At 69.8% G+C, this 22,554-nt stretch carries 20 protein-coding genes and 2 tRNA genes; 9 read left to right on the top strand and 13 right to left on the bottom strand.

The window, feature by feature from the left end; translation table 11 throughout:
- Nucleotides 1–5 precede the first annotated feature (5 nt).
- The 3 genes from IE325_RS19005 to IE325_RS18995 all read left to right on the top strand — a co-directional run bounded on the left by IE325_RS19005 (nucleotide 6) and on the right by IE325_RS18995 (nucleotide 2,799).
- Nucleotides 6–1,052, top strand: coding sequence for an MASE1 domain-containing protein (locus IE325_RS19005; protein ID WP_190071128.1), 1,047 nt, complete (start codon nucleotides 6–8; stop codon nucleotides 1,050–1,052).
- A gap of 105 nt (nucleotides 1,053–1,157) precedes the next feature.
- Nucleotides 1,158–1,841: an HNH endonuclease family protein gene (locus tag IE325_RS19000; protein WP_190071256.1), complete on the top strand. Its 684-nt coding sequence runs from the start codon at nucleotides 1,158–1,160 to the stop codon at nucleotides 1,839–1,841.
- A gap of 124 nt (nucleotides 1,842–1,965) precedes the next feature.
- On the top strand, nucleotides 1,966–2,799 hold the full coding sequence (locus tag IE325_RS18995) for a serine/threonine protein kinase (protein ID WP_190071127.1): 834 nt from the start codon (nucleotides 1,966–1,968) through the stop codon (nucleotides 2,797–2,799).
- On the opposite strand, the gene IE325_RS18990 is transcribed toward IE325_RS18995, so the two are convergent.
- The 3 genes from IE325_RS18990 to IE325_RS18980 all read right to left on the bottom strand — a co-directional run bounded on the left by IE325_RS18990 (nucleotide 2,792) and on the right by IE325_RS18980 (nucleotide 4,531).
- Complete coding sequence (locus IE325_RS18990) at nucleotides 2,792–4,030, bottom strand: hypothetical protein (protein ID WP_190071126.1); 1,239 nt, start codon at nucleotides 4,028–4,030, stop codon at nucleotides 2,792–2,794. The genes IE325_RS18995 and IE325_RS18990 overlap by 8 nt on opposite strands.
- 132 nt (nucleotides 4,031–4,162) lie before the next feature.
- Nucleotides 4,163–4,235, bottom strand: a tRNA-Arg gene (locus IE325_RS18985).
- Between the two features lie 205 nt (nucleotides 4,236–4,440).
- A tRNA-Ser gene (locus IE325_RS18980) sits at nucleotides 4,441–4,531 on the bottom strand.
- 170 nt (nucleotides 4,532–4,701) lie between these two features.
- On the opposite strand from IE325_RS18980, the gene IE325_RS18975 reads away from it, so the two are divergent.
- Both IE325_RS18975 and IE325_RS18970 read left to right on the top strand, forming a co-directional pair.
- Nucleotides 4,702–5,211, top strand: coding sequence for an SSI family serine proteinase inhibitor (locus IE325_RS18975; RefSeq protein WP_190071125.1), 510 nt, complete (start codon nucleotides 4,702–4,704; stop codon nucleotides 5,209–5,211).
- Nucleotides 5,212–5,519: 308 nt separating this feature from the next.
- A complete protein-coding gene (locus IE325_RS18970) occupies nucleotides 5,520–9,677 on the top strand; it encodes a PAS domain-containing protein (RefSeq protein ID WP_190071124.1) in 4,158 nt (1,385 codons plus the stop codon).
- 109 nt (nucleotides 9,678–9,786) lie between these two features.
- Here IE325_RS18970 and IE325_RS18965 read toward each other — a convergent pair whose 3' ends face one another.
- The 6 genes from IE325_RS18965 to IE325_RS18940 form a co-directional block, all read right to left on the bottom strand.
- A complete protein-coding gene (locus IE325_RS18965; protein ID WP_190071255.1) occupies nucleotides 9,787–11,430 on the bottom strand; it encodes a long-chain fatty acid--CoA ligase in 1,644 nt (547 codons plus the stop codon).
- Nucleotides 11,431–11,606: 176 nt separating this feature from the next.
- Complete coding sequence (locus tag IE325_RS18960) at nucleotides 11,607–12,176, bottom strand: SigE family RNA polymerase sigma factor (protein ID WP_190071123.1); 570 nt, start codon at nucleotides 12,174–12,176, stop codon at nucleotides 11,607–11,609.
- Between the two features lie 146 nt (nucleotides 12,177–12,322).
- Nucleotides 12,323–13,489 carry a lipid-transfer protein gene (locus tag IE325_RS18955; RefSeq protein ID WP_190071122.1) on the bottom strand — a complete coding sequence of 389 codons (1,167 nt, stop codon included), beginning with the start codon at nucleotides 13,487–13,489 and terminating at the stop codon, nucleotides 12,323–12,325.
- Nucleotides 13,486–13,902, bottom strand: a complete 417-nt coding sequence (locus IE325_RS18950) for a MaoC family dehydratase (protein WP_190071121.1) — start codon at nucleotides 13,900–13,902, stop codon at nucleotides 13,486–13,488. The genes IE325_RS18955 and IE325_RS18950 overlap by 4 nt, the downstream gene beginning before the upstream one ends.
- Entirely contained in the window at nucleotides 13,899–14,873 is a 975-nt protein-coding gene (locus IE325_RS18945) for a bifunctional MaoC family dehydratase N-terminal/OB-fold nucleic acid binding domain-containing protein (protein ID WP_190071120.1), read from the bottom strand. Before IE325_RS18945 ends, IE325_RS18950 begins: the two co-directional genes overlap by 4 nt.
- A 300-nt stretch (nucleotides 14,874–15,173) precedes the next feature.
- Nucleotides 15,174–15,506 (bottom strand): hypothetical protein, encoded by a 333-nt coding sequence (locus IE325_RS18940; protein WP_190071119.1) that lies wholly within the window; start codon nucleotides 15,504–15,506, stop codon nucleotides 15,174–15,176.
- Between the two features lie 386 nt (nucleotides 15,507–15,892).
- On the opposite strand from IE325_RS18940, the gene IE325_RS18935 reads away from it, so the two are divergent.
- The 4 genes from IE325_RS18935 (at nucleotide 15,893) to IE325_RS46115 (ending at nucleotide 19,394) form a co-directional block, all read left to right on the top strand.
- On the top strand, nucleotides 15,893–16,759 hold the full coding sequence (locus tag IE325_RS18935) for a bifunctional DNA primase/polymerase (RefSeq protein ID WP_190071118.1): 867 nt from the start codon (nucleotides 15,893–15,895) through the stop codon (nucleotides 16,757–16,759).
- Between the two features lie 84 nt (nucleotides 16,760–16,843).
- A complete protein-coding gene (locus IE325_RS18930) occupies nucleotides 16,844–17,332 on the top strand; it encodes a hypothetical protein (protein ID WP_190071117.1) in 489 nt (162 codons plus the stop codon).
- 56 nt (nucleotides 17,333–17,388) lie between these two features.
- A complete protein-coding gene (locus IE325_RS18925) occupies nucleotides 17,389–17,940 on the top strand; it encodes a DinB family protein (protein ID WP_190071116.1) in 552 nt (183 codons plus the stop codon).
- 683 nt (nucleotides 17,941–18,623) lie between these two features.
- Nucleotides 18,624–19,394: a DnaB-like helicase N-terminal domain-containing protein gene (locus IE325_RS46115; protein ID WP_229911871.1), complete on the top strand. Its 771-nt coding sequence runs from the start codon at nucleotides 18,624–18,626 to the stop codon at nucleotides 19,392–19,394.
- Nucleotides 19,395–19,565: 171 nt separating this feature from the next.
- On the opposite strand, the gene IE325_RS18915 is transcribed toward IE325_RS46115, so the two are convergent.
- Genes IE325_RS18915 through IE325_RS18900 form a run of 4 tightly spaced genes read right to left on the bottom strand, consistent with a single transcriptional unit; the run spans nucleotide 19,566 to nucleotide 22,507 of the window.
- Nucleotides 19,566–20,744, bottom strand: coding sequence for a tyrosine-type recombinase/integrase (locus IE325_RS18915; protein WP_190071115.1), 1,179 nt, complete (start codon nucleotides 20,742–20,744; stop codon nucleotides 19,566–19,568).
- Nucleotides 20,744–20,953: a helix-turn-helix domain-containing protein gene (locus IE325_RS18910; RefSeq protein WP_190071114.1), complete on the bottom strand. Its 210-nt coding sequence runs from the start codon at nucleotides 20,951–20,953 to the stop codon at nucleotides 20,744–20,746. The genes IE325_RS18915 and IE325_RS18910 overlap by 1 nt, the downstream gene beginning before the upstream one ends.
- Nucleotides 20,954–20,955: 2 nt before the next feature.
- Nucleotides 20,956–22,329 (bottom strand): replication initiator protein RepSA, encoded by a 1,374-nt coding sequence (repSA, locus tag IE325_RS18905; RefSeq protein WP_190071113.1) that lies wholly within the window; start codon nucleotides 22,327–22,329, stop codon nucleotides 20,956–20,958.
- Entirely contained in the window at nucleotides 22,322–22,507 is a 186-nt protein-coding gene (locus IE325_RS18900; RefSeq protein ID WP_190071112.1) for a hypothetical protein, read from the bottom strand. Before IE325_RS18900 ends, repSA begins: the two co-directional genes overlap by 8 nt.
- Between the last annotated feature and the right edge of the window lie 47 nt (nucleotides 22,508–22,554).

The following is a 22,554-nucleotide window of genomic DNA, read 5'->3' as shown; positions in this document are numbered from 1 at the left end:
GCCGGATGCACGCCCTGGTGGGCCCGCAGACCCCGCGCAAGACGGACGCCCGGCGCCTACGCCTGCGGCAGCAGGCCACCGACACCCTCCGCCTCGCCGTGGTGATCGCCGCCTACTACGGCAGCGCCAAGCTCGGCCTGGAACAGCAACTGGTACGGGGCCAGGTCACGCCGTTCTGGCCGCCGACCGGCATCGCCTTGGTCGCGCTGCTGCTGTGGGGGCTGCGGATGTGGCCGGGCATCGCGATCGGGGCGCTCATCGTGAACGTGCCGCTGGGGCCGTCGATCCTCCCCGTGCTCGCCATCGTGGCCGGCAACACCATCGCCCCGGTCTGCGCCTGTCTCCTCCTGCGGCGCGTCGGATTCCGCGTCGCCCTGGACCGGCTCCAGGACGCCCTCGCCCTGGTCTTCCTCGGGGCCCTGGCCGGCATGGTGATCAGCGCGACGATCGGCACCGGTGTGCTGGTGGCCTCCGAGGCGCTGACGGCCCACGACTTCTGGCCGACCTGGTCGGTGTGGTGGACGGGCGACGCGATGGGCGTCCTCGTCATCGCGCCCCTGCTGCTGGCCGCGCGCACCCTGCGCCGGCCACATGACGTGCCCGTGCTGCGCTGGGTCGAGGCGGCGGTCCTGCTGGCCGGCACGGCGGTCGCCTCCCTGATCGGCACCCGCAGCTCGCTCAGCCTGCTCTTCCTCGTCGTCCCCTTCCTGATCTGGGCGGCCTTCCGCTTCCAGCTCCCGGGCGCCGCGCCCTGCGCGCTGCTCACCTCGTTGGTCGCGATCTCCGCCGGCGCGGACGGCACGGGCCCGTTCTCCGGCCAGGACCTCCTCGCCAAGATGGTCACCCTCCAGGCCTTCAACGGCACCGTGGCGCTCACGGCCCTGCTGCTCTCGGCCGCGGTGACCGAACGCAACCAGACCCTCCGGGTACTGGAGGAGTCCTGCGAACGCCTGACGGAAGCCCTCTCCCGCCTTCTGCCGGACCACACCCTCGACCAGCGGCAGGTACGCCCCCGCCCCGATCGGGCCACCCCTCACCCGCCTGCCCGGTGAACCCACGCCTCCAGACGGCCCACTCGCCCGAGTCGAACAGTCGGAAAGAGTGATAAGCGTCCAATCCTGCGACGCGTGATCAAAAACCTCCTGGCCAAGAACCTCCTGGTCAAAGCCCTCACCCGCACCGTCCTCACGGCCGCCCTCGTCCTCCTCTCCCTCACCGCCCCCGCCCCGGCCCACGCGCAGGATCGTTCCGCCGCAGCCGCCTACACCCTCCCGATCACGGCCGCGGTCCCCCTGCTCCCGCTGGCCGCGGAGGTGCGCGACGGCTATGAGCGCACCAGCTTCAAGCACTGGAACGCCGGGCGGAATCCGAGCGACGGCTGCAACACCCGGGCCGAGGTGCTCCTCGCCGAGGCGGTCGACGCGCCCGCGATCCTCCCCGGCTGCAAGCTCTCCGGCGGGCGCTGGTGGTCGTACTACGACTCCAAGTGGCTGACCTCGGCCTCCGCGCTGGACGTCGACCACATGGTGCCCCTCGCCGAGGCCTGGGACTCGGGGGCGTCGCAGTGGACCGCCCAGCGCCGTGAGGCCTACGCCAACGACCTCGGCACCCCGACCTCCCTGGTCGCCGTCTCCGCGGCCTCGAACCGCAGCAAGGCCGACCAGGACCCCGCCGAGTGGCTGCCGTCGGTCGTCGAGGTCACCTGCCGCTACACCTCGGAGTGGATCGCGACCAAGCTCCGCTGGGGCCTGTCCGTCGACGCCACCGAGTCGGAGGCCCTCACCCAGATCGCCGAGGCCTGCCCTGCCACGACGGTCACCTACGAGCCGGCTCCCCTCTAGAATCCCAAAGGTTCGAAAATCTGACCGGAAATACCGGCAGAGTTGATCTATTCACGTTTCTAGAGACATACGCCCCCCATTCGGTACGCCTGGCCGGTCGCCGTACCGGGTGGGGGAGGCACGGGTGGCCACCGAGCGAGTCCTGTCGGAATTATTTCGCTACACAATTGAAGATCCCGGCCCGCTCCATTCGGGCGGCTGCGGCCATCTCTGGAAGGCGCACGACCGCCTGTTCGGCGAATCGGTCGCCATCAAGACGATCCGCAGCGATCTCACGGCACAGGCCCTGCGAAAAGTACAGGCCTCTTTCGCTACGGAAGCCATTGTCACCGCTCGATTGAGCCGTAAATGCCAGAACATTGTTCCCGTTCGCGACCTCGGACGCATCGACAGCGTTCTCTATCTGGTCATGGACTGGATCGAATCAGGTGACGGGACCAGCCCGGACGTATCGCATCTGATGGGCCGCGCATCCGTGGCGAGCGCGAAGAAGATCCTTCTGCAGGTGTGCGACGCGGTGAGTGCGGCCCATGCCGACGGGATCGTCCACAGTGCCATCGCACCCTGGAACATCGTGTACCGGAAATCGACCGACGCATATCTGCTCGCCGATTTCGGTCTCGTCCGGGTGGTGGAGTCCCATCTCATCTCCACACCGTCCAGGAGTCTGCTGCAGGGCGGGAGACTGGCCTTCCTCCCCGCCTATGCCCGTCGCGACATCGGCCGCGTCTCGTACGCGAGCGACGTCTTCGCACTGGCCGTGACCTTCTGGTCCCTGCTGGACCCTCAGGCCCTACGGCATGAGGACTGCGCGCCTCCGGTCATCCGCGTCATGCGCGACCAGGTCGACGCTCCACCCCAGGTCCGGGCAATGATCGCTCGATTCATTGACGGACACTCCAAGAACGACAGCGTCTCGGATTTCATGGATTACCTGTACCGCATTCCCGTCAGGTGATCCGGATCAGCAGTATCGAGCAAGGGGGCGGGACATGAACAACGAAACCAATGAGGGCACCCCGGGGGAAGAAATCAACCACGCCGAATCCAGCGAACGCAATATCCTCGACATCCCCTCCACGGTGATGCTGCAGGACTCGAACGTGAGCTACTGGGTCGACCGATACCGTCAGTACGCCCGCAGGTCCCCGTCGGAGATCTGCCTCCCGGCCATCGTGCGGTCGGGACCGGCCTTCGAGTCCGTGGTCCAGCCCCCACAGGCGTCCCTCGGCGGCAGCGACCCGCTGTCCCAGTGGGTCGCCGACGCACGGAACGAACTCGGCCCCGACGGAGTGGTCTGGGGGCGGGTGCTGCTGCACTTCGGTTTCACGGCCGCGGAGTATCTGTTCATCAGGGACCAGTACGACACCCCCGGCGACCAGATCTGCATCGCGAACCGGATCTCGCAGAAGGTCGTCGCCCAGATGGTCACCGAGGTACTGGACCGCGGCGTCGACGGCATCGTCCTGGACGCGGTGAACATCCTGCCGAGCGCCGGCTCGAACTATCTCGACGACAACGAGATATCCGTCTCCTGCTTCTGCGACCACTGTGTGAGCGGCCTCCGCGAGCGCGGGTTCCGCGTCAAGTGGAACGACTTCATGGGCCCCCGCAACAGGATGCGTATCGTCCTGCACAACACGGCGACCGGAACGGACCACATCGATCCCACCCACGAGACCCTCCAGACAAGGGATCACGACCGGCTCCTCTCCCTCGCCCGAGCCCGGCAGTTCCTGTCGGCGGAAGAGGACTGGAGGGACGAGGCGATCGCCCTGATCAAATATCTGGAGGCCCGCGGCCGACTCGTCTGGGAGAGCTTCCGAGCCCTCACCGAGCCCTGCAAAGGCAGGGCCCGCACCGCCGTGGTCCTCGGCTCCGTCGACTACGACCAGTCCCAGCACGTCACCGCCGAGATAATGATGAACTCCGGCGCCGTCGACGAGATCTGGGTCCCGGACGCAAGGGTCGGCATGACCGCCGAGAGCAGCTCCCTCGTCTGCTACCTCGCGTCCCGCTCCTCCTACTACGCCAACTCTCTGTTCGCCACGCTGGAACACGCGAATGAAATCATCGTGGCCTTCGGCCTTCTCCGGCGCGATGGCTCCGCAGTACAAGGGAAACGTAGGCATTCCCCTCTTCGAACAGGAACACCGAAAGCTCGTCGAGGACGCCACCCTGAGGGTCACCGGATCCGTCCTGCCCGAACAACTACTGGAACAGTTCCGCATCGCGGCGGGACCCGCGTCACTTGCTTAGCGAGAGACATGAGTTCACGACGAAGCCCCCTCGGGATGATCCCGAGGGGGCTTCGATCAAAGTGCACTCGGCAGGATTCGAACCTGCAACCTTCTGATCCGTAGTCAGATGCTCTATCCGTTAAGCTACGAGTGCGTGTTCTGTTCTGTTTTCCCGCCGCTCCCGGCCCTTCCGGCCCGCTCGCGGCGACAGGAAGAACATTACATGACTGCCGCCGCCATGTGAAATCCATTGGCCGCACCCCTTGTGACCTGCGAAAACGGCCTGATCGGCGATCTGTGTGGCCCGGCTCGGGAACGACGAAGCCCCGGTCCGGGGACCGGGGCTTCGTGATCGAGCGCGGAGGCGGAGGGATTTGAACCCTCGATGGGCTTTAAGGCCCAAACCGCATTAGCAGTGCGGCGCCATAGACCGGACTAGGCGACGCCTCCAGCACAGCCGCTCGCGCGAGCGCGAGTGGTGCGTGCAGATGATGACACAGTCGAGCGCGCTGTCACCAATCGACTCCCACGGTACTAGGCGGACACGTCGCAGGGCAAAGCCCTTACCGGCGTGCTCGAAGGGGCCGCAACGTACGGCGCCGTGCGACGTTAGTCAGGTCATGTTGCAGGTCAACCGTTCCGCACGGACCGGCCGCCTGCGCCGGGTCCTCCTCGGCGCCACCGGCTCCCTCGTCGCCGTCGGCCTCACCGCCGTCGCGCCCGCCTCCGCGTCCCCCCAGGCCGCACCCGCCCTCGCGGCCCCCTCCCTCCAGGGCCCGGACCGCGCCGGTGACCGCCTCACCGTCACCGTCCGCAAGGCCGGCGGCGACGCCGACGGGACGTACGAGCTGACCTGCCATCCGGCCGGCGGCGACCATCCCGACCCCGCCGGCGCCTGTGCCGTAGTGGACCGCGGCACCCGATGGGGCAAGGACGCCTTCGCTCCCGTACCGCAGGACACCCTCTGCACGATGCAGTACGGCGGCGCGGCCACCGCGCGGGTCACCGGGGCCTGGGCCGGGCGGCCCGTCGACGCCCGCTACGACCGCAGCAACGGCTGCGAGATCGAGCGCTGGGACCGGCTGGTGCCGCTCCTTCCCGACGTGCGGGCGCAAGGACGACGTTCGTAGGACCCGTACGACCGTCCGCGGCGAACACGCGCCGTCGCCCGTCGCACAGGCTTTCCATACCGGACGTACCGGGTCCGCAAAAGTCCCGCGAAGGTCTCGCGAAGCCTGAATGGACACGCGGCGGACGTGGGAAGGACGACGACGCAGGCGGTCATACGTTCTGGGTCACTTCGTCGTGCGACCTCGCTCTCATCCGGCGTCGCGAGCGCAACCCCAGCCCTTAGACTCCCTCGCGTGACACGCCGCGGGCCGGTTGGCAAGATGGCCCGAGCGGTCGGCAAGGTGCGGTAACAGGGAGGAAGCGTCTCGTGAGCAGCAGGCCATCCCGAGGCGCTGCTCGCCTCGCAGCCATACTCGACGCGCTTCCCGATGCGTTGGTGCTGGTCAACGCCAATGGGACCGTCGTCAACGCCAACACCATCGCCCTGGAGACCTTCGAGGCCCCGGGGACCGCGTTGGTCGGGCGCGGGCTGCTCGATCTGCTGCCCCAGTTCGACTCCAAGCTGATCCCCGGCTCCATGCGGCGGCCCGATCACATGGACCCGCAGGGGCGGACCAAGCCGACCCGGATGATGGCCCGGCGCACCGACGGCGGCGAGTTCCCGGTCGAGGTCACGTCCGCGAATCTCGAGAACGGCGGCCAGGCCTACGACGGCTACGGCTACACCGGCGACGAGCTGCTGATGCTGGTCGTGCGCGACCTCTCCGGGACCGTCGACACCGAGGCCGAGCTGGCGCGTTCGCAGCGGCAGACCGAGATGATCCTGCGGGCCGCGTCCGAGGGTGTCGTCGGCACCGACACCGAGGGCCGGATCGTCCTCGTCAATCCGGCCGCCGCCCAGATACTGGGTTATCGGGCCAGCGACCTGGGCGGACGCGAGCTGCACACCCTGATCCTGCACTCCCGCACCGACGGCTCCCCCTTCCCGTACGAGGAGTCCCCGCTCGCCGACACCCTGCGTTCCGGGCGCAAGCACCGGGTGCGCGGGCAGGTGCTGTGGTCCAAGGGCGGCGACAAGGTGTCCGTCGACCTGACGACCGCACCCGTGCGCGACGGCGACCAGCTCGTCGGCGCCGTGATGACCTTCACCGACCGGCGGCCCTACGACACACTGGCCGACGAGAAGGACGCCGCGCAGAAGCAGCACGACGACGCACTCGAACGGCTCGCCGAGGAGCACGCCTCCGAGCTGACCGCCCTGCGGCAGAAGCACGTCGCCGAGGTCGAGGAGCTCCAGGAGCGGCACGCCGAGGAACTCGCCGCCGACGAGGACCGCTACGCCGCTCTCGGCGAACGCGAGAAGGACCGGTACGAGGCGCTCTCCGGCCGGCACGAGCAGCTGCTGACGCTGCTCGCCGGGTCGCTGCGCGGCCCGCTGGACGAGCTGCGCCGCGAGCTGGCCGCGCTCGCCGCCGATGACGCGGGGCAGTTGTGGCCCGAGGCCAACCAGGTGCTGCATCACCTGTCCGCCGGTTACTCGCGGATCACGACCCTCATCGACAACGTCCTCGGATACCAGCAGCTGGACTCCGGCGGCGAGCAGGTCGTCCGTACGAAGGTGATGCTGGACGCCGTCGTCGCCGCGGGTGTCGACGGGGCCGTCGAACTCATCGGCCCGGGGCGGGTGCAGTTCGCCGTGCACGCGCCGCCCATCGAGGCCGAGGTCGACCCACAGCGCCTCGCGACCGCGCTCGCGCATCTCGTCGCGGATGTCGCCGGGGTCGACGCGACCGGCAACTCGCCGGTGTCGGCGGGCGGTTACATGGACAACACCGTCGTCGTGGCGGCGGCGCAGCGCGGTGAGGTCGTACGGATCGAGGTGCGCGGGCCGTATGCCGGGGGAGACCCGGTGCACCAGCCGATCGTGCGCGGGATCGTGCGGGCCCACGGTGGGGTGCTGCAGACGCACGACGTGCCCGGGATGAGCGGCAGCGCGTACGTCCTCGAAGTGCCCATCGGGGGCGGGGCGGGGGCCGTTGCCGCCACGCCCGAGGTCGCGGCGGATTCCTCCGCCGCCGCCTCCGACGACTCCGGTGCGCCCGAGGGTCCCGGCGGTGGGCGGCGGCGGGCGCGGAGGTCGTCCGTCGACGCCTTCCTGGAGAGCGATGCGCCGGGTGCGGAGGCCGAGGCCGCCGACGCGGAGGCCGCCGCGCCGACCGGGCGGCGACGCAGGCGTGCGGCTGCCCCGGCGGAGCTCGCGCCCGGTGCGGGCGACGGTGGCGGCGAGGCCTCCGGCGGTACCGGACGGCGCCGCGGACGGCCGGCCGAGGTGGGCGACGAGAACGGCGCCGCTGGTGGAGACGGCGTCTCCGAGGGTGCCGTCGTCATGGCCGGCGAGGCCGCGGCGGGGACCGCGGCCGCCGGGAACGGTCTCGGCGGGACCGTACCGCCGCAGGGCGTGCCCGCCCCCGGTGGACGCCGGGCCCGGCGGGACGGCGGGGAGCAGCACGCGCTGCCGCCCGCCCTGCCCGCTCCGGCCGCTTCCGAGTCCGGTACGGCCGCCTCGGACGACGCCCCTCAGCCGACCGGGCGGCGTCGGCGTGCCCTCGCCGCGGCGGCCGAGCGGAATGCCGCGCAGGCGCAGGAGGCCGGACCTCGCCAGGTGTTCGCGCTGCCGCCCGCCGAGGCGGACCGGGCGCCGGTGGAGTCGGCTCCCGCGGCTGCCGCTGCCGCCTCGGCCATGACACCGGCTCCTGCTCCGGCTCCGGCTTCGCCTGTGGCTCCGGTACCGGTTCCGGGTGCCGCGCAGGCCCAGCCCCAGGTGCCGGCTCAGGCTGCCCATGGCGATGTACGGGGTGCTGCCCACGGCGATGCACGGGGTGACGAGGGCCGGCACGATGCCGTGCCGCACGACCAGGCCGAGGACCACACCCCGCCGCAGCCCCATCCCACCAGCGCGCCGACCGGACGTCGCCGACGGGCCGTGGCCGCTCCGGCGGAGCTGTCCGCGGCGCCCGCGCCGGAGGTCGCCGCCGCTCAGGGTGCGCCGGTGCAGCAGGGGCAGGCTCCGTCCGCTCCGGCTCCCGTCGCTCCGGGCCGGGCCCTGCCCGCTGCCGAGGCGGCGCCCGCGCAGGGCACTCCGGAGGCAGGGACCGCCGTATCGACGGGTCCGAAGGCTCCGCAGCCCGCCCAGGGCACCCCGGCTCCGGGCACTCCGCTGCCTCCCGAGGCCGCCGCGGCAGCGGGTGCCGGGCAGCAGCGGGCGGCGCAGCCGCTTCCCGCGGAGGCCGCCGCGCCCGGCGCTCCCGTCGCGCCCACCGGTCCTGGCGCACCCGGTGCTCCGGGTGGTCCTGGTGCGCCCGTCGACCCCAACTCGACGCAGGGTCGGGCGATCAGTGTGCGGACCTTGGGGCAGGGCGTGCCGTTCACCCGGCAGGCGGCTCAGGTGCAGCAGCCCTCGCCGCCCGCGCAGTCGACGGCCACGCCTCCCCCGCATCAGACCAGCGGCGGGCGGCGCCGCAAGCTGGGTACGCCGCCCGATCCCGCCGCGCGACCCGGTGCCTCGGTGGAGCAGGCGGCGCGACCGCATCCGCCGGCCGAGCAGCCGGTGTCCGCCGCGTCCCAGCCGCAGCCGTCGATGGCCGGGCAGTCGCGGCTGGCGCCCGCTGCCGAGGCGGCCGGACGGTCGTACGCCATAGGCGCGCCGGACGAGAACGCCGCCGAGGGACCCGAACCCCTGGACGGGCCGGGCGGTGCCATCGAGGTCGCCGACACCCCGCGCCCGCAGCCGATGGACGACGAACTGCCGCCGGAGCCGCTCGACAACCCGCGGCGGCTGCTGGTGTGGCCGGCGCCGGATGTGACGACCCAGCAGGCGCTGAGCGACCGCGGCTACCGGCCGGTGATCGTGCACTCGCGCGAGGAGGTCGACGCGCAGATCGCGGCGTTCCCGGCCGCGCTGTTCGTGGACCCGCTGACCGGGCCGATCACCCGGACCGCGCTGCAGTCGCTGCGGCAGGCCGCCGTCGCGGCCGAGGTGCCGGTGATGGTGACGGCGGGGCTCGGGCAGGCCTCGCGGGAGGCGGCGTACGGCGCCGACCCGGCCGTACTGCTGAAGGCGCTGGCCCCCCGGGACAGCGAGCAGCACCCGCCGCGCGTCCTGCTGATCGAGGAGCACGCGGAGATCGCGCTGGCGCTGACCGCGACGCTGGAGCGGCGTGGGATGCAGGTGGCGCGGGCCGCGAGTGACACCGACGCGGTGATGCTGGCGGGCGACTTCCGGCCGAACCTGGTCGTGATGGACCTGATGCAGGTGCATCGCCGCCGGGCCGGGATCGTGGACTGGCTGCGCGCGAACGGGCAGCTCAACCGCACCCCGCTCGTCGTCTACACGGCCGCCGTCGACCAGGCGGATCTGCCGCGGCTGGCCTCCGGCGAGACGGTGCTGTTCCTGGCGGAGCGGTCGACGAGCGGTGAGGTGCAGGCGCGGATCGTGGACTTGCTGTCGAGGATCGGTACTAACTGACGGACGGGGCGGTCCGCGCCCCTAAAGGGGCGCGGGGAACTGCGCGAGCAACCACGAAATACCCGCAGCCGCCCGACAACAGTTCCCCGCAGCTCCTACGGCGCTCCCCTCAGAGCTGAGTGACGTCCAGCCCACCCTCGGCGTACTGCCTACGCAGCACCTTCTTGTCGAACTTGCCGACGCTGGTCTTGGGCACCGCCTCGATCACCGTCCAGCGCTCCGGAAGCTGCCACTTCGCGATCTTGCCCTCTTCGGCAAGGAAGGCGCGGAGCGTCTCGAAGTCGGCGGAGGCGCCCTCCTTCAAGACCACCGTGGCCAGCGGGCGCTCGCCCCACTTGTCGTCGGGGACGGCGACCACGGCCGCCTCGGCGACGTCCGGGTGGGACATCAGTGCGTTCTCCAGGTCGACCGAGGAGATCCACTCGCCGCCGGACTTGATGACGTCCTTGGCGCGGTCGGTGAGGGTGAGGAAGCCGTCGGGGGAGATGGTGCCGACGTCGCCGGTCTTGAGCCAGCCGTCCTCGCTGAACTTGTCGGCGGGGCGCAGCGGTTCGGCGTCCGGGCCGTTGTAGTAGGCGCCGGCGATCCAGGGGCCGCGCACCTCCAGTTCGCCCGCCTGCTCGCCGTCCCACGGGATGCGCTCGCCGCCGGGGCCGGTGAGGCGGGCCTCGACGCTCGCCGGGAAACGGCCCTGGGTGAGCCGGTACGCGAACTCCTCCTCCGTGCCCACCGCGTGTGCCGGCGGCCGGGCGACGGTGCCGAGCGGGGAGGTCTCCGTCATGCCCCAGGCGTGGCAGACCCGCATGCCCAGCTCGTCGAACGCCTTCATCAGCGAGGGCGGACAGGCCGAGCCGCCGATGGTGACCTGGCCGAGCGTGGAGACATCGCGGGGGTTGGCCTTGAGCTCGGCGAGCAGGCCCTGCCAGATCGTCGGCACGGCGGCCGCGTGGGTGGGCTTCTCGCGCTCGATCATCTCGGCCAGCGGCGCGGGCTGCAGGAAGCGGTCCGGCATCAGCATGTTGACGCCGGTCATGAAGGTGGCGTGCGGCAGGCCCCAGGCGTTGACATGGAACTGCGGGACCACCACGAGCGAGGTGTCCTGGTCCGTCAGCCCCATCGACTGGGTCATGTTGACCTGCATGGAGTGCAGGTAGATCGAACGGTGGGAGTAGATGACGCCCTTCGGGTCGCCCGTGGTGCCGGAGGTGTAGCACATGGCGGCGGCCTGGCGCTCGTCCAGCTCCGGCCAGTCGTACGTGGTCGGCTTGCCGGCGATCAGCTCCTCGTACTCGTGCACCTGGACGTCGGCGGCGGCCAGACCGGAGCGGTCACCCGGACCCGACACCACCACGTGCTCGACCGTCTTGAGATGCGGGAGCAGCGGGGCGAGCAGGGGGAGGAGCGAGCCGTTGGCGATGACGACGCGGTCGGCGGCGTGGTTGACGATCCAGGCCAGCTGCTCGGGCGGGAGGCGGAGGTTGAGGGTGTGCAGGACCGCGCCCATGGAGGGGATCGCGAAGTAGGCCTCGACGTGCTCGGCGTTGTTCCACATCAGGGTCGCGACCCGCTCGTCGCCGGCCACTCCCAGGTCCTCGCGCAGGGCGTGCGCCAGCTGGGCGGCACGGGCTCCGACCTCGGCGAAGGAACGGCGATGGGGCTCGGCCTCACCGGTCCAGCTCGTCACCTGCGATGTGCCGTGGATCGTAGACCCGTGGGCCAGGATCCTGGAGATCAGCAGCGGTACGTCCTGCATGGTGCTCAGCACGGCGTCCTCCCGGGGGCGACATTGCCTACGCGGTGGGTAAGGGATGCGCTGATTCTGCTCACATACCGCGTGGTATGTCACTAGGTGCCGCTGATCGATCAGGTCACGTTGACGAAAGCAGGGCACGGCGGGGGCGCCGACGACACCGCGTGCCTACGGCCCGGTTAACGCACCAGGCCCAGCTCAGGGTCCTCCCGCAGTTTGCCCAGCGCACGCGACACCGCCGACTTCACCGTGCCTACGGAGACCCCGAGCACCTCGGCCGTCTGGACCTCGCTGAGGTCCTCGTAGTACCTCAGGACGACCATCGCCCGCTGCCGCGCCGGCAGCCGCATGATCGCGCGCCACATCGCGTCGTGCAGCGCCTGCTGCTCGGCGGGGTCGGTGTCCTGGCCGGCCACGGGCTCCGGCTCGGGCAGCTCGTCGCAGGCGAACTCGTCGACCTTGCGCTTGCGCCACTGCGACGTCCGCGTGTTCAGCAGCGCCCTGCGCACATAGCCGTCCAGCGCACGGTGGTCCTCGATCCGCTCCCAGGCCACATACGTCTTGGTCAGCGCGGTCTGCAGCAGATCCTCCGCGTCGCTCGGGTTCGCGGTCAGCGAGCGGGCGGTACGCAGCAGCACCGGCTGGCGGGCCCGTACGTACGACGTGAAGGACGGATACGTCGCGCTCGAACGGGTCTGCCTCGCTGAAGTAGCGGCGTCGGAAGCGCTGGTGCAGACGGGTGTGGTCATGGCTCCACGCTATGAGCGACCCCTACTTCGGCGGATCGGCCGCAAGTGCCGAAGAAACGTCCGCCTCAGGTTGTAGGGGTGGGGCTGGCTCCACCTCCTGAAGGTGGACGAGCGAGGGATACCTACTGCGGGATTACCCCTGGGGGTCACCTCTCGGCAGTAAGGACCAGACCCGAGGTCGGCACACCGGTCCCGGCCGTCACCAGCACCCGCTCCGCCCCCGATATCTGGTTCACGGACGTCCCCCGCACCTGTCTCACTCCTTCCGCGATTCCGTTCATCCCGTGCAGATACGCCTCACCGAGCTGCCCCCCGTGTGTGTTGAGCGGCAGCCGCTCCTCGGCCACGAAGCCCGCCGCCTCCCCCTTTCCGCAGAACCCGAACTCCTCCAGCTGCATCAGCACGAAGGGGGTGAAGTGGTCGTACAGGATCCCCACATCGATCTCCCCCGGCCCGAGCCCCGCCGTCCGCCACAGCTGCCGCGCCACCACGCCCATCTCGGGCAGGCCGGTGAGATCGTCCCGGTAGTAGCTCGTCATCTGCTCCTGCCCTCGGCCCGCCCCCTGGGCCGCCGCCGCTATGACGGTCGGCGGGTGGGGCAGGTCGCGGGCCCGTTCGACGGACGTGACGACGATCGCCTGGCCGCCGTCCGTCTCCTGGCAGCAGTCCAGCAGCCGCAGCGGCTCGACGATCCAGCGCGAGGCCGCGTGGTCGGCGAGGGTGATGGGTCTGCCGTGGAAGTACGCGGCCGGGTTGGTCGCCGCGTACTTGCGGTCCACCACCGCCACCTGCCCGAACGCCTCCGGCGTCAGCCCGTAGGTGTGCAGATACCGCTGTGCCGCCATCGCCACCCAGGACGCCGGGGTGAGCAGCCCGAACGGCAGGGACCAGCCGAGCGCCACGCCCTCCGCCGATGGCTCCCGGTGCTGGACGCCCGAGCCGAATCTGCGGCCCGACCGCTCGTTGAACGCCCGGTAGCAGACCACGACCTCCGCGATCCCCGTCGCCACGGCGAGCGCCGCCTGCTGGACCGTGGCGCAGGCCGCGCCGCCGCCGTAGTGGACACGGGAGAAGAAGGACAGCTCCCCCATCCCGCACGCCTGGGCCACGGTGATCTCCGGGCTGGTGTCCATCGTGAACGTCACCATCCCGTCCACATCGGCCGGCGCCAGCCCCGCATCGTCCAGCGCGGCCCGCACCGCCTCCACCGCCAGTCGAAGCTCGCTGCGCCCCGAGTCCTTGGTGAACTCGGTGGCCCCCACACCGACGATCGCCGCCCGACCGCCGAGGGCGTCCCGCTCGTGCACACTCATGCGGCCTCCTCGGGTGCGCCGGGTGCCGCTCCCGCGGGGACGGTCACCGTCACCATGCCGGTCACATGCTTGCCGATGCCGTTGGCCCCGAGCACCCGGACCGTCGCCGTGTCGCCGTCGACCTCCTCGACTCTGCCGGTCAACACCATCGTGTCGCCCGGGTAGTTGGGGGCGCCGAGCCTTATGGCCACTCTGCGCAGTACGGCCGTGGGTCCGAAGTGGTCGGTGATGTAGCGGCCGACCAGGCCGTTTGTCGTCAGGATGTTCATGAAGATGTCGGGGGAGCCCTTCTGGCGGGCCAACTCCGCGTCGTGATGCACGTCCTGGTAGTCACGGGAGGCGATGGCCCCGGCGACGATCAGCGTCCGGGTGATCGGGATCTCCAGCGGGGGCAGTTCATCACCGGCGTTCATACGTCCCCTCCTGGGCGATCCGCCTCATGAGTGCGCCAGACCGGCAGCGTCAGCTTCTCGTCGTGCTCCTGGTCGTGCTCCTCGTCGTACTCCTGGAATTCCAGCCGCAGCGGCAGCCCGATGCGCACCTTGTCGTACGGCACCCCCACCACATTGCCGATCATCCGCACTCCCTCGGCCAGTTCGATCAGGGCGACCGCGTAGGGAGGGTCGTACGCCGGGAAGGGCGGGTGATGCATCACGACGTACGAATAGACCGTCCCCTCGCCGCTCGCCTCGACCGTGTCCCAGTCGAGCCCTCCGCAGGCGTTGCAGCCGGGCAGCCAAGGGTGGCGAAGGGTGCCGCAGCTCGTGCAGCGCTGGATGAGCAGCCGGTGCCGCCGGACGCCCTCCCAGAAGGCGGCGTTGTCCCGGTTGACGACGGGGCGGGAGCGGGCGGGCTTCGGTTGCCGGACCTGTGGCCCCCCTCCCCGACATATCGGCGTGTACTTGAGGATGCGGAAGCGGTGGGTGCCCGCGAGGTCGGGGCCGACGCGGAGGTCCGTGCGGGTCGTGACGAAGTGCCCTGTGCCGAGCTTCGTCGTCTTCTCTTCCGACACCGATTCGATGATCGAGTCGAAGGTGATCTCGTCCCCGGGCCGCAGGGGCCGTAGATACTCCTGCTCACAGTCCGTGGCGACCACGGAGGTGTAGCCCGCCTCGTCGAGCAGGCCGAGCAGTTCGTCGTAGGCCTGCGCGCGGCCCGTATGGCCCGAGAGGCCGCCCATGGTCCACACCTGGAGCATGGTGGGCGGTGCGACGGCGTCCTCTCCCTCATACGCCGGGTTGGTGTCGTCCATCGCCTCGCACCAGTGCCGGATCATGGGCGCGTTGACAGGGTCCTTGCCCATGCCCGCCACTGCGGCGGGCCGACCCTCGTATGCCTTCAGCCGCTTCTCGAACTCCTCGTCCACCGCCACCTCGTGGCTCATCGTCGCCCCCCTCGTCCGCATCGCGCTTCGCACTGACACTTCTGGTACACCGCGAACGCCGAATCGGTTCCCACGAGTTCTCCGAGTTCTCCGAGTTCTCTGATTTCTCGGAAGCATCCACGGACCGTACGAAGATTTCTGACTGTCCGTCAGATACAGAGGGCTGTCAAGGCCCGACCACCCCAAAAACGCCTGCGCGGCGGTACCGAAGTACCGCCGCGCAGACGCGTTTCACCCCACAGCACACCCACGGTTCCGAGAGGACCGGCGCCTGAGCACCGGAGCACCGGCCCTCTCAGCTCACCACCAGAGCGGGGTGAAGTTGACGGACGTGTTGTCGTTGCCCTGGTTGACCGACGTGAAGGCGGAGCCGTTGACCTGGGCGGTGTTGCTCTGGTTCGAGGCACCGGAGCCGGTCGCCTGCTGCTGGGTGGTGGACGAGTTGCCCCAGTTGTCGCCGCCGACCCCGCTGCCGATGAGGCCCTGAGCGGCCTCCGTCTCCGTGACAGACGCGCTGGATCCGTTGTCCGCGATGGCGCCGTTGTCCGCCGTCGCGACGCCGGAGAAGAGGGCGACCGCGAGCGGAAGGGCGGAGACGGCTGCGATGACGCGGGCAGTACGGATGCTTGCCATGTTGTTCCTCCAGAACAGGTGCGCCCAGGCTCCCCGCCGGGCGCATTGGTGATGCATGAAGTACGGCTGTTTCCAAGGCAGTTGGCCGACCGCCCCGGAGTCGTTCACGACGTCGCGAGATCAGAGTTGCCCACCGAATCCCCGGCGAACCACCCCGGAAGCCCCGATTCGCCCTCAAGCGTGATGACAAGTCGATAAACCCCTTTCGCCACTTCCAACCCCCAGGGCAGGGCAGTACGGGACAGCTCCGCCACAAGCGGCTCAAGCGGCACAAGGGGTGAAAGGTTCCGGCGCTGTTCCGGCCAATCTCCCCGCACCGGCGAGTCGCCGGCAGGTCGCGGCCAATCCCCCTTTCCTTTTTCGAACGTCTGTACGAACATGGACTCATGGCCACCACCGACCGGCAGGCCACGACGCTGGCCCTCGCACACGCCCTGTCAGCCGCCGAGCGCGGACTGGCCGTCATCCCCCTGTCCCGGACGAAACTCCCGGCCCTGCGCTCCCCCCACCGCGACGACCCCGACCCCGCCCCCTGCCACGGCGAGTGCGGCCGCCTCGGACACGGGGTCTACGACGCCTCCTCCGACCCCGCCCGCATCCGTGAACTCTTCGCCGCCGCCCCCTGGGCCACGGGCTACGGCATCGCCTGCGGCCTGCCCCCGCACCAGCTGATCGGCATCGACCTCGACACCAAATCCGGTACGGACTCCTCGGCGGCCCTGCGCGAACTGGCGCTGCGCCATCTGTTCACGATCCCGCCCACGGTGGTCGTCCTGACCCCGAGCGGCGGCCGCCACCTCTGGCTGACGGGCCCCGCCGATGTCGTCGTCCCCAACTCGGCGGGCCGTCTCGCGCCCGGCATCGACATCCGGGGTGCCGGCGGCTATCTCGTCGGCCCCGGCTCCCGCACCGATCACGGCGTCTACAGCACGGCGCCCGGCACATCCCACATCGGCCCCGCGCCCTGCCCGCGCGCCCTCCTGCGCCTTCTGCTCCCTCCACCTCGCGCGCACCACCCCGCGCCCCCGTCGACCGGCGGACACGGCCAAGGGCTGGTGCAGTTCGTGCTCGCCGCGCACGAGGGCCAGCGCAACACCCGCCTGTTCTGGGCGGCCTGCCGCGCCTACGAGGACGGCATCGGCCCCGCCCTGGTCGAACCGCTCGTCGAGGCGGCCCTCAACACCGGCCTGACCGAACGCGAGGCCCGCGCGACGATCGCGTCGGCGGCACGGATGACGGGACACCGGCCTTGACGGACGTACCCGAACCACCCGAACCACCCGAACCACCTTGATGAAGTCGGGCGACCGACCGGCCCGGAAACGCACGGGAGCTCGATGCACCACCGCACTGAAGAGCCGACCATGTCGCTGGCGCGCGTCATCCTCACCTCGGGCCGCTCGCTGGACCTCGCCGCGCTGCGGTTCTCCTCGACGTACGGCAACGGCGACGGCGGCATGCTGGACGGCTACCCCTGCAAGTCGGTCAACGACCTGAGGATCAGCAGCCTCGTCCGCGCCGCGGAGGGGGACCACCCGTCCGTGCCGGTGCACCTCGTGCCGCCGCCGCGCGAGTATCCGCACCTGTACGCGGGCGCGTGCGGCCCGGTCGAGGTGCTGCCGGCCGTGGCCTGCGTCGGCGCCTTCCGCTCCACGGCCCTCGGCCACGACCACAACCACGACCCGGTTCTGCGTCGCTCCGCCCTGACGATCGTGTGGTTCCAGCCCACCACGCGGGTGCCGCGCGGCTGTGACGCGGAGGACGCGTTGCGGGAGGTCGACTGGGAGGGGCTGGCGAGGGACCTGGAGGTGCGCGGGCCGTGGTGAGGTGAGGGCCGGGAAATCGTTTGCTGCGCTACGACGCCACGGGGCAAGGTCGGTCGGTGAGTGATTCGCGACATGAACTGTTGCGCCGACAGTTCGATCTGACCTGGGCGCTGTTCGAATACCACCTCGACCGGCTGCGCCCCGAGGACTTCCTCTGGGAACCGGGGCCACACTCCTGGACCGTCCACCGGGCCGCCGACGGCACCTGGGTGCCCGACTGGGCGGAGACCGAGCCGGATCCCGTGCCCGTGCCGACCATCGCCTGGCTCAGCTGGCACATCGGCTGGTGGTGGAGCGTGGCCACGGACCACCTGGTGGGCCGCCCGCTCCGGGAGCGGACCGACATCACCTGGCCCGGCGACGCGGAGACGACCGTCACCTGGCTGCGCGGCCTGCGCACGGACTGGCTGGCGGCCCTGGACGGGCTCGACGACGCCGGCCTGGACGCCACCGCCGCGTTTCCCCCGCTGGACGACCCGCAGTACACCGTCGCCCACATGATCGGCTGGGCGAACGCGGAGTTGATGAAGAACGTCGCGGAGATCGGCCAGCTCCGCCTGCTACGCGCCCAACAACCCGAAGACCCGGGACACGACACGAGCCCCTGACCGATCGTGCTGGTCAGAGGCTCTGCGTCACTGCGGTGGGTGTGGGATTTGAACCCACGGTGACATCGCTGCCACGACGGTTTTCAAGACCTTTCGGCGATCATGAGCGCGGGTTGCTCCGCCGCTGGTCAGACGGGTGCGAGGACCCCGGCGGAGCCAGCGTCATCGTCGTCGTGCCCGCTACGTGCCCCAGGCTCGTGATCGTCGTGGTCGTGCCCGTTGAGCCAGGAGTCCGACGCTTCGGCCACCTGGTCATCACCGCCGGGGACCGGCGGGCGTAGTGCCGGGTGGTAGACCCTCGCCATCGAGCGGGTAAGCGACAGTCAACTGGTTGCACCACCCAGGTCACGGACCCGGTCCACGCAGATGCTCGGCCTACTTCCGTAGCAGCTCATGGAGAAGGGTCACCATCGCGACGGCCACCCCAAGGGCCGCTCCTATGGACGGATGCTGCAAGACCAAGTAGACCGTGAAGACCCCGACGAGCGTAAGCAGAAGGGTGCGTGTACTGATGTGATCCATTTGCCTCTCCAGGTAGGTGCCTTGGATCAGCCTCAGCGGCAGTTGGCCTTGGATGACGGCCTCTGACAGCCTTTCGCGATTTCTTACAGTTTCTGACGGACCATGACGCTGGGTGACATCATAGGTAGGTCATATGGGGGAGACGGCTAGGGGGACTACACGTGCCGCAGTGGCTTAGGCCAAAGCTTCCTGAAGGACCCCTTCGGGTCTTCAACCGCGAACTCCACGCGTTGCATGGCAAGGCTGGATTTCCCTCAGCCCGGAAGCTCTACCTGGCAGTGGGGAAGGTGGTCAGCCATACGAACATCCACCACGCCTTCGTAAAACCCACTCTGCCGTCGTGGGGCGTGGTCGAAGTGGTTGTTGAGCAGCTAGCTCACCAAGCTCGGCCCCGCCTTGTAGCCGAGACTGAGGTCAACCGCTTCAAGGCTCTATGGGATAAGGCACATGCCTCAGGTTCTGTCTCCACGCCGGCATCTGGCGTTAGCACGCCACCGTCAGCGAACGAACACGCGTCGCCGTCAGGCAGGGTTCCTCCAACCTCCCTGCCCAGCGCTTTCATCAGCAGGAACGGTCTGATCCACCAGGCGATCATGGACCTCCACGAGGCAGGCAAGCCCGTGGGTGTTCCACAGGTTGCCGCAGAGCTTGAGCGGCGTGGTCAGCTCGAAATCTGCGGCGGCGAGGACTACTTGTTCGAGTGCGTGAAGGTCGCTATCAAGGGCGCGTACCAAGCGGGCATGAGCATGCCCGAGTTTGCTGTCCTAAGCGCTCGCAAGGTACGCGCCGCCGCAGATGCTCGGGAAGAACTAGTGGCCTCGGTGTTCGAGCCCGGCTCGGATGCCGAACGGGTACAGAGGGCATTCGACCGTGTCACCGAGCAACATCCGCACTTGGCACGCACGCACGCAAAGAATGCACCGTCATCTTGAGCTTCTCCCCCAGTTCTGGCCGCGATTGCGTGGCTTTCGAACCATGCGAGTGGGACCGGATGCTGCAGAACGGGTGCCTCCGGTAGAGACACCCGTTCTGCAGTGACATCCCTTGGCCTGCGGATGCGGGGACGTCCAACGAGCTTGTCAGGCGGGATGCTCCACCTCGGTTCAGACGGGTGCGAGTGCCCCGACTGAGCCGTCATCGTCATCGTCGTTCCCGCCCCGTCCCCCAAAGGCGGGCTCGTCTCCGCTGAGCCAGGAGTCCGACGCTTCGGCCACCTGGTCATCACGGCCAGCGACGGGCCGAGCGTAGTGCCGAGTCGTGACGCTCGCGTTCGAGTGGCCGAGTCGGTGAGCGGCGGTCATCACGCCGTACTTGTCGGCGACCCAAGTCCCGTGCGAGGCTCGGAGATCATGCGGGGTCACGTCGGTCAGCCCGGCCGCCGAGACCGCGGGGTCGAAGTACGCCTTGCGCCACTGGTTGTAGCGGAGCGGCTTGCCCGCAGGTGTGTTGAACAGGAGCGCGTCATCGCCGCCGGGCAACGTCTCCAGATACTTGCCGAGCCGCTTCGCAAGCGACGGGCCGACGCGAAGGAGCCGCTTCTGATGCGACTTCGGAGTGTCGAAGACCAAGGCACCGTTGGCTTCGGCCAGGTTCTCGTCGACCGTGACGAAGCCACGGGGTACGTCGATGTCCATACGGCGGAGGGCGAAGGCCTCGCCGACGCGCAGGCCCGCGTATGCGAGTAGCGCGATCAGTAGGTCATGCGGCTTGGCCGCACTCCGCACGATCCGGGAAGCTTCGAGCGGGGTGAGGATGTGCGGCTCCGTCTGCGGCATACGGGGCAGCTTGATCCCCCGGCACGGGGTCTGCGGGATCATGTCGTTGTCGACGGCAGACCGCATTACCTGGGACAGGACGCGGTACGCCTGCCGGATGCACAAAGCGCTGAGTCCCTTGGTCTTCATGCCGCCGACCCACTCAGCGATCGTGATCGGCCGGAGGCTCGACACCTCACGATCCCCGAGCGCCGGATTGATGAGCGAGTTGATCAGGGACCGGTACGACGCCTGAGTCTTATGCTTGAGTTGCGGCGACACAGCAGCGAGCCAGCGGGCCGCCCAGTCACGTACGGTCGTCTGCCCCTCAACAGGGTCGAGCCAGCGTCCCTCTTCGATCTCGATGCGCTTCCGCACGAGCCATCGATCGGCGTCCGTCGATGTGGCGAACGTCCGGTCCGCAGGCCGGAGCACACCGTCGGGCCCGGGGTACCGGGCTTGAAAGCGGCCGGAGGGCAGTTTACGGATCCGGCCGAAGGTCCGGCGGGACTTGCGCTTGCCGGCCATCAGGCAGCCCTCCTCAGGCCCGTCGGACGCAGGAGAATCGGTTCAACGGTGTTGGCGGTGACGTAGTCGTCTACGGCGCTCTCGGGGATGCGGACATGCCGGCCGACCTTCACGAAGGTGATGCGGCGTTCCTCGACGAGACGGCGCGGGAAGCGCACGCCGGTCCCCAGACGCTCGGCAACCTGGTGCACGGTGAGGAGCTGGTCCATGGTCACCACTCCCCCTCATCGGGCAGCGCGGCCAGTGCTTCGCGGGCGGTTTCGCGGTTGAGCTGGAGATCTCGGGCGATGCTCGCGGCGAGGGCGGATTCCCCAGGGGTGTGGCCTCGTCCGGCGTACTGCCAGTCGGCCAGGACCAGAGCAGTGTCCGGCTCGCGGTCGTCGAGGCTGAGGGCTTGGCGTTCTTGGGCGGCGCGGTAGTCGGCACGGGCCTGTCGGAGGGCACCGAGGGTGGTGGAGTAGCGGCGGGACTTGGAGGAGAAGTGGCCGCGGAAGCCGAGCATGTGGGCCCAGGCCCAGAGGCGGCGGTCCGGGTACAGGGGATCGAGTTCCTTGCAGGCCGTGATGAGCCGACGCGTGTGGTCGGGGACCTGGTGGCGGTCGAGTTCGGAGAGTTCGCCGATACGGCGATCGAGGGTGCCGGTCGTCTCGGCGGCCTTGGTGGCGTACTTGGCGACATAGGCGGCAACGGCCTGTTCGGTGATGTCGGAGCCGTCGCCGAACGCCTTGACCGGGCGGACGTCGAGCTGAGTGCCCCAGCGGAACGTCCGGGCGGGCTGGTCCTCAACGGCCGGCACCGAGACCGAGGTGTAGGAGTGCGTAGCGGCAGCACGGATGGAGTCGGTGAGGAGGTCGACAGTCGCCCAGGAAGGCGGCGGGGCGTCGGGCCCCTCGGTGCCGTCGATGCGAATCACGGCGTGAAAGTGCAGGGCGCCGCGCTTTTGGAACTCGGCGACCTTGCCGTACGAGACGCGTACATGGTCAGGGAGCTCGCGACGGGTGAGTCCGGCGCGGGCAGCGATCTCGCGGCGTAGGCGGGTGGTGAAGCGCTGCCACAGGTCGCCCGCGTGGTTGTTGAAGAGGACGGCGCCCGCGTAGTCATACGTCGTCGGGTCGAGGGCGGTACCGAGGGCGGGATCGTCGACCGGGTGGCGGGTGCCGCAACGGCAGGTGCCTCGTTCGGGACGATTGTGGACGGGACCGAAGGAGGGGGCGGTCAGGGTGGCGAAGACGCGGGGGTGGTCGCGGACGGTGGAGGGGATGTCGCGGCGGTCGTCTCCGGCCAGTCCCGCGCGGATGAGGTGGTAGGTGTCGCCCGCGTACGTCCAGGCGCAGGCCGGGCAGCGGGAGGCGCGACGGTTGCCGCAGGCGACGCGGAGACGTCCGCCCGGCTCGTTCTCGGTGGAGTAGTGATGCAGGGTCTCGCCGGTCGCCTTGTCCTTGGTGAGCGTCCAGCCGGTCAGGTGGATCGGCTCGGCGCAGCCACCGGTGCGGCGAATCTGGTCGTGCCAGCGGTCGAAGTCGTCGGCCGAGGCCACCCTCAGCAGGTCGCCGAGGGTGGTCGGGTCGAGCAGCGTGTCAGGCATGGGCACCCTCCCGCGTACGCGGCGGGCGGATGGCGCCCAGGCCGTTGCAGGCCGGGCAGTGGGCGGTGATGGTGCGCAGGTGTCCGTGCCGGTCGCGGCCGCCGAGGGTGATGGCTACGGAGGCGAAGCCGTCGCAACTGGAGCAGATGAGGGGCGGCGGGGCGCTTCGGTCGGTCATGCTGGGGGTTCCTTCCGGTTGCGAGATCGGAGCGGGGCACGGCTCCC

Origin of the sequence: Streptomyces lanatus, assembly GCF_014655715.1 — a bacterium.
GTDB lineage: Bacteria > Actinomycetota > Actinomycetes > Streptomycetales > Streptomycetaceae > Streptomyces > Streptomyces lanatus.
The sequence above is the reverse complement of the archived record's forward strand: the minus strand, read 5'-3'. Positions and strand labels throughout refer to the sequence as shown.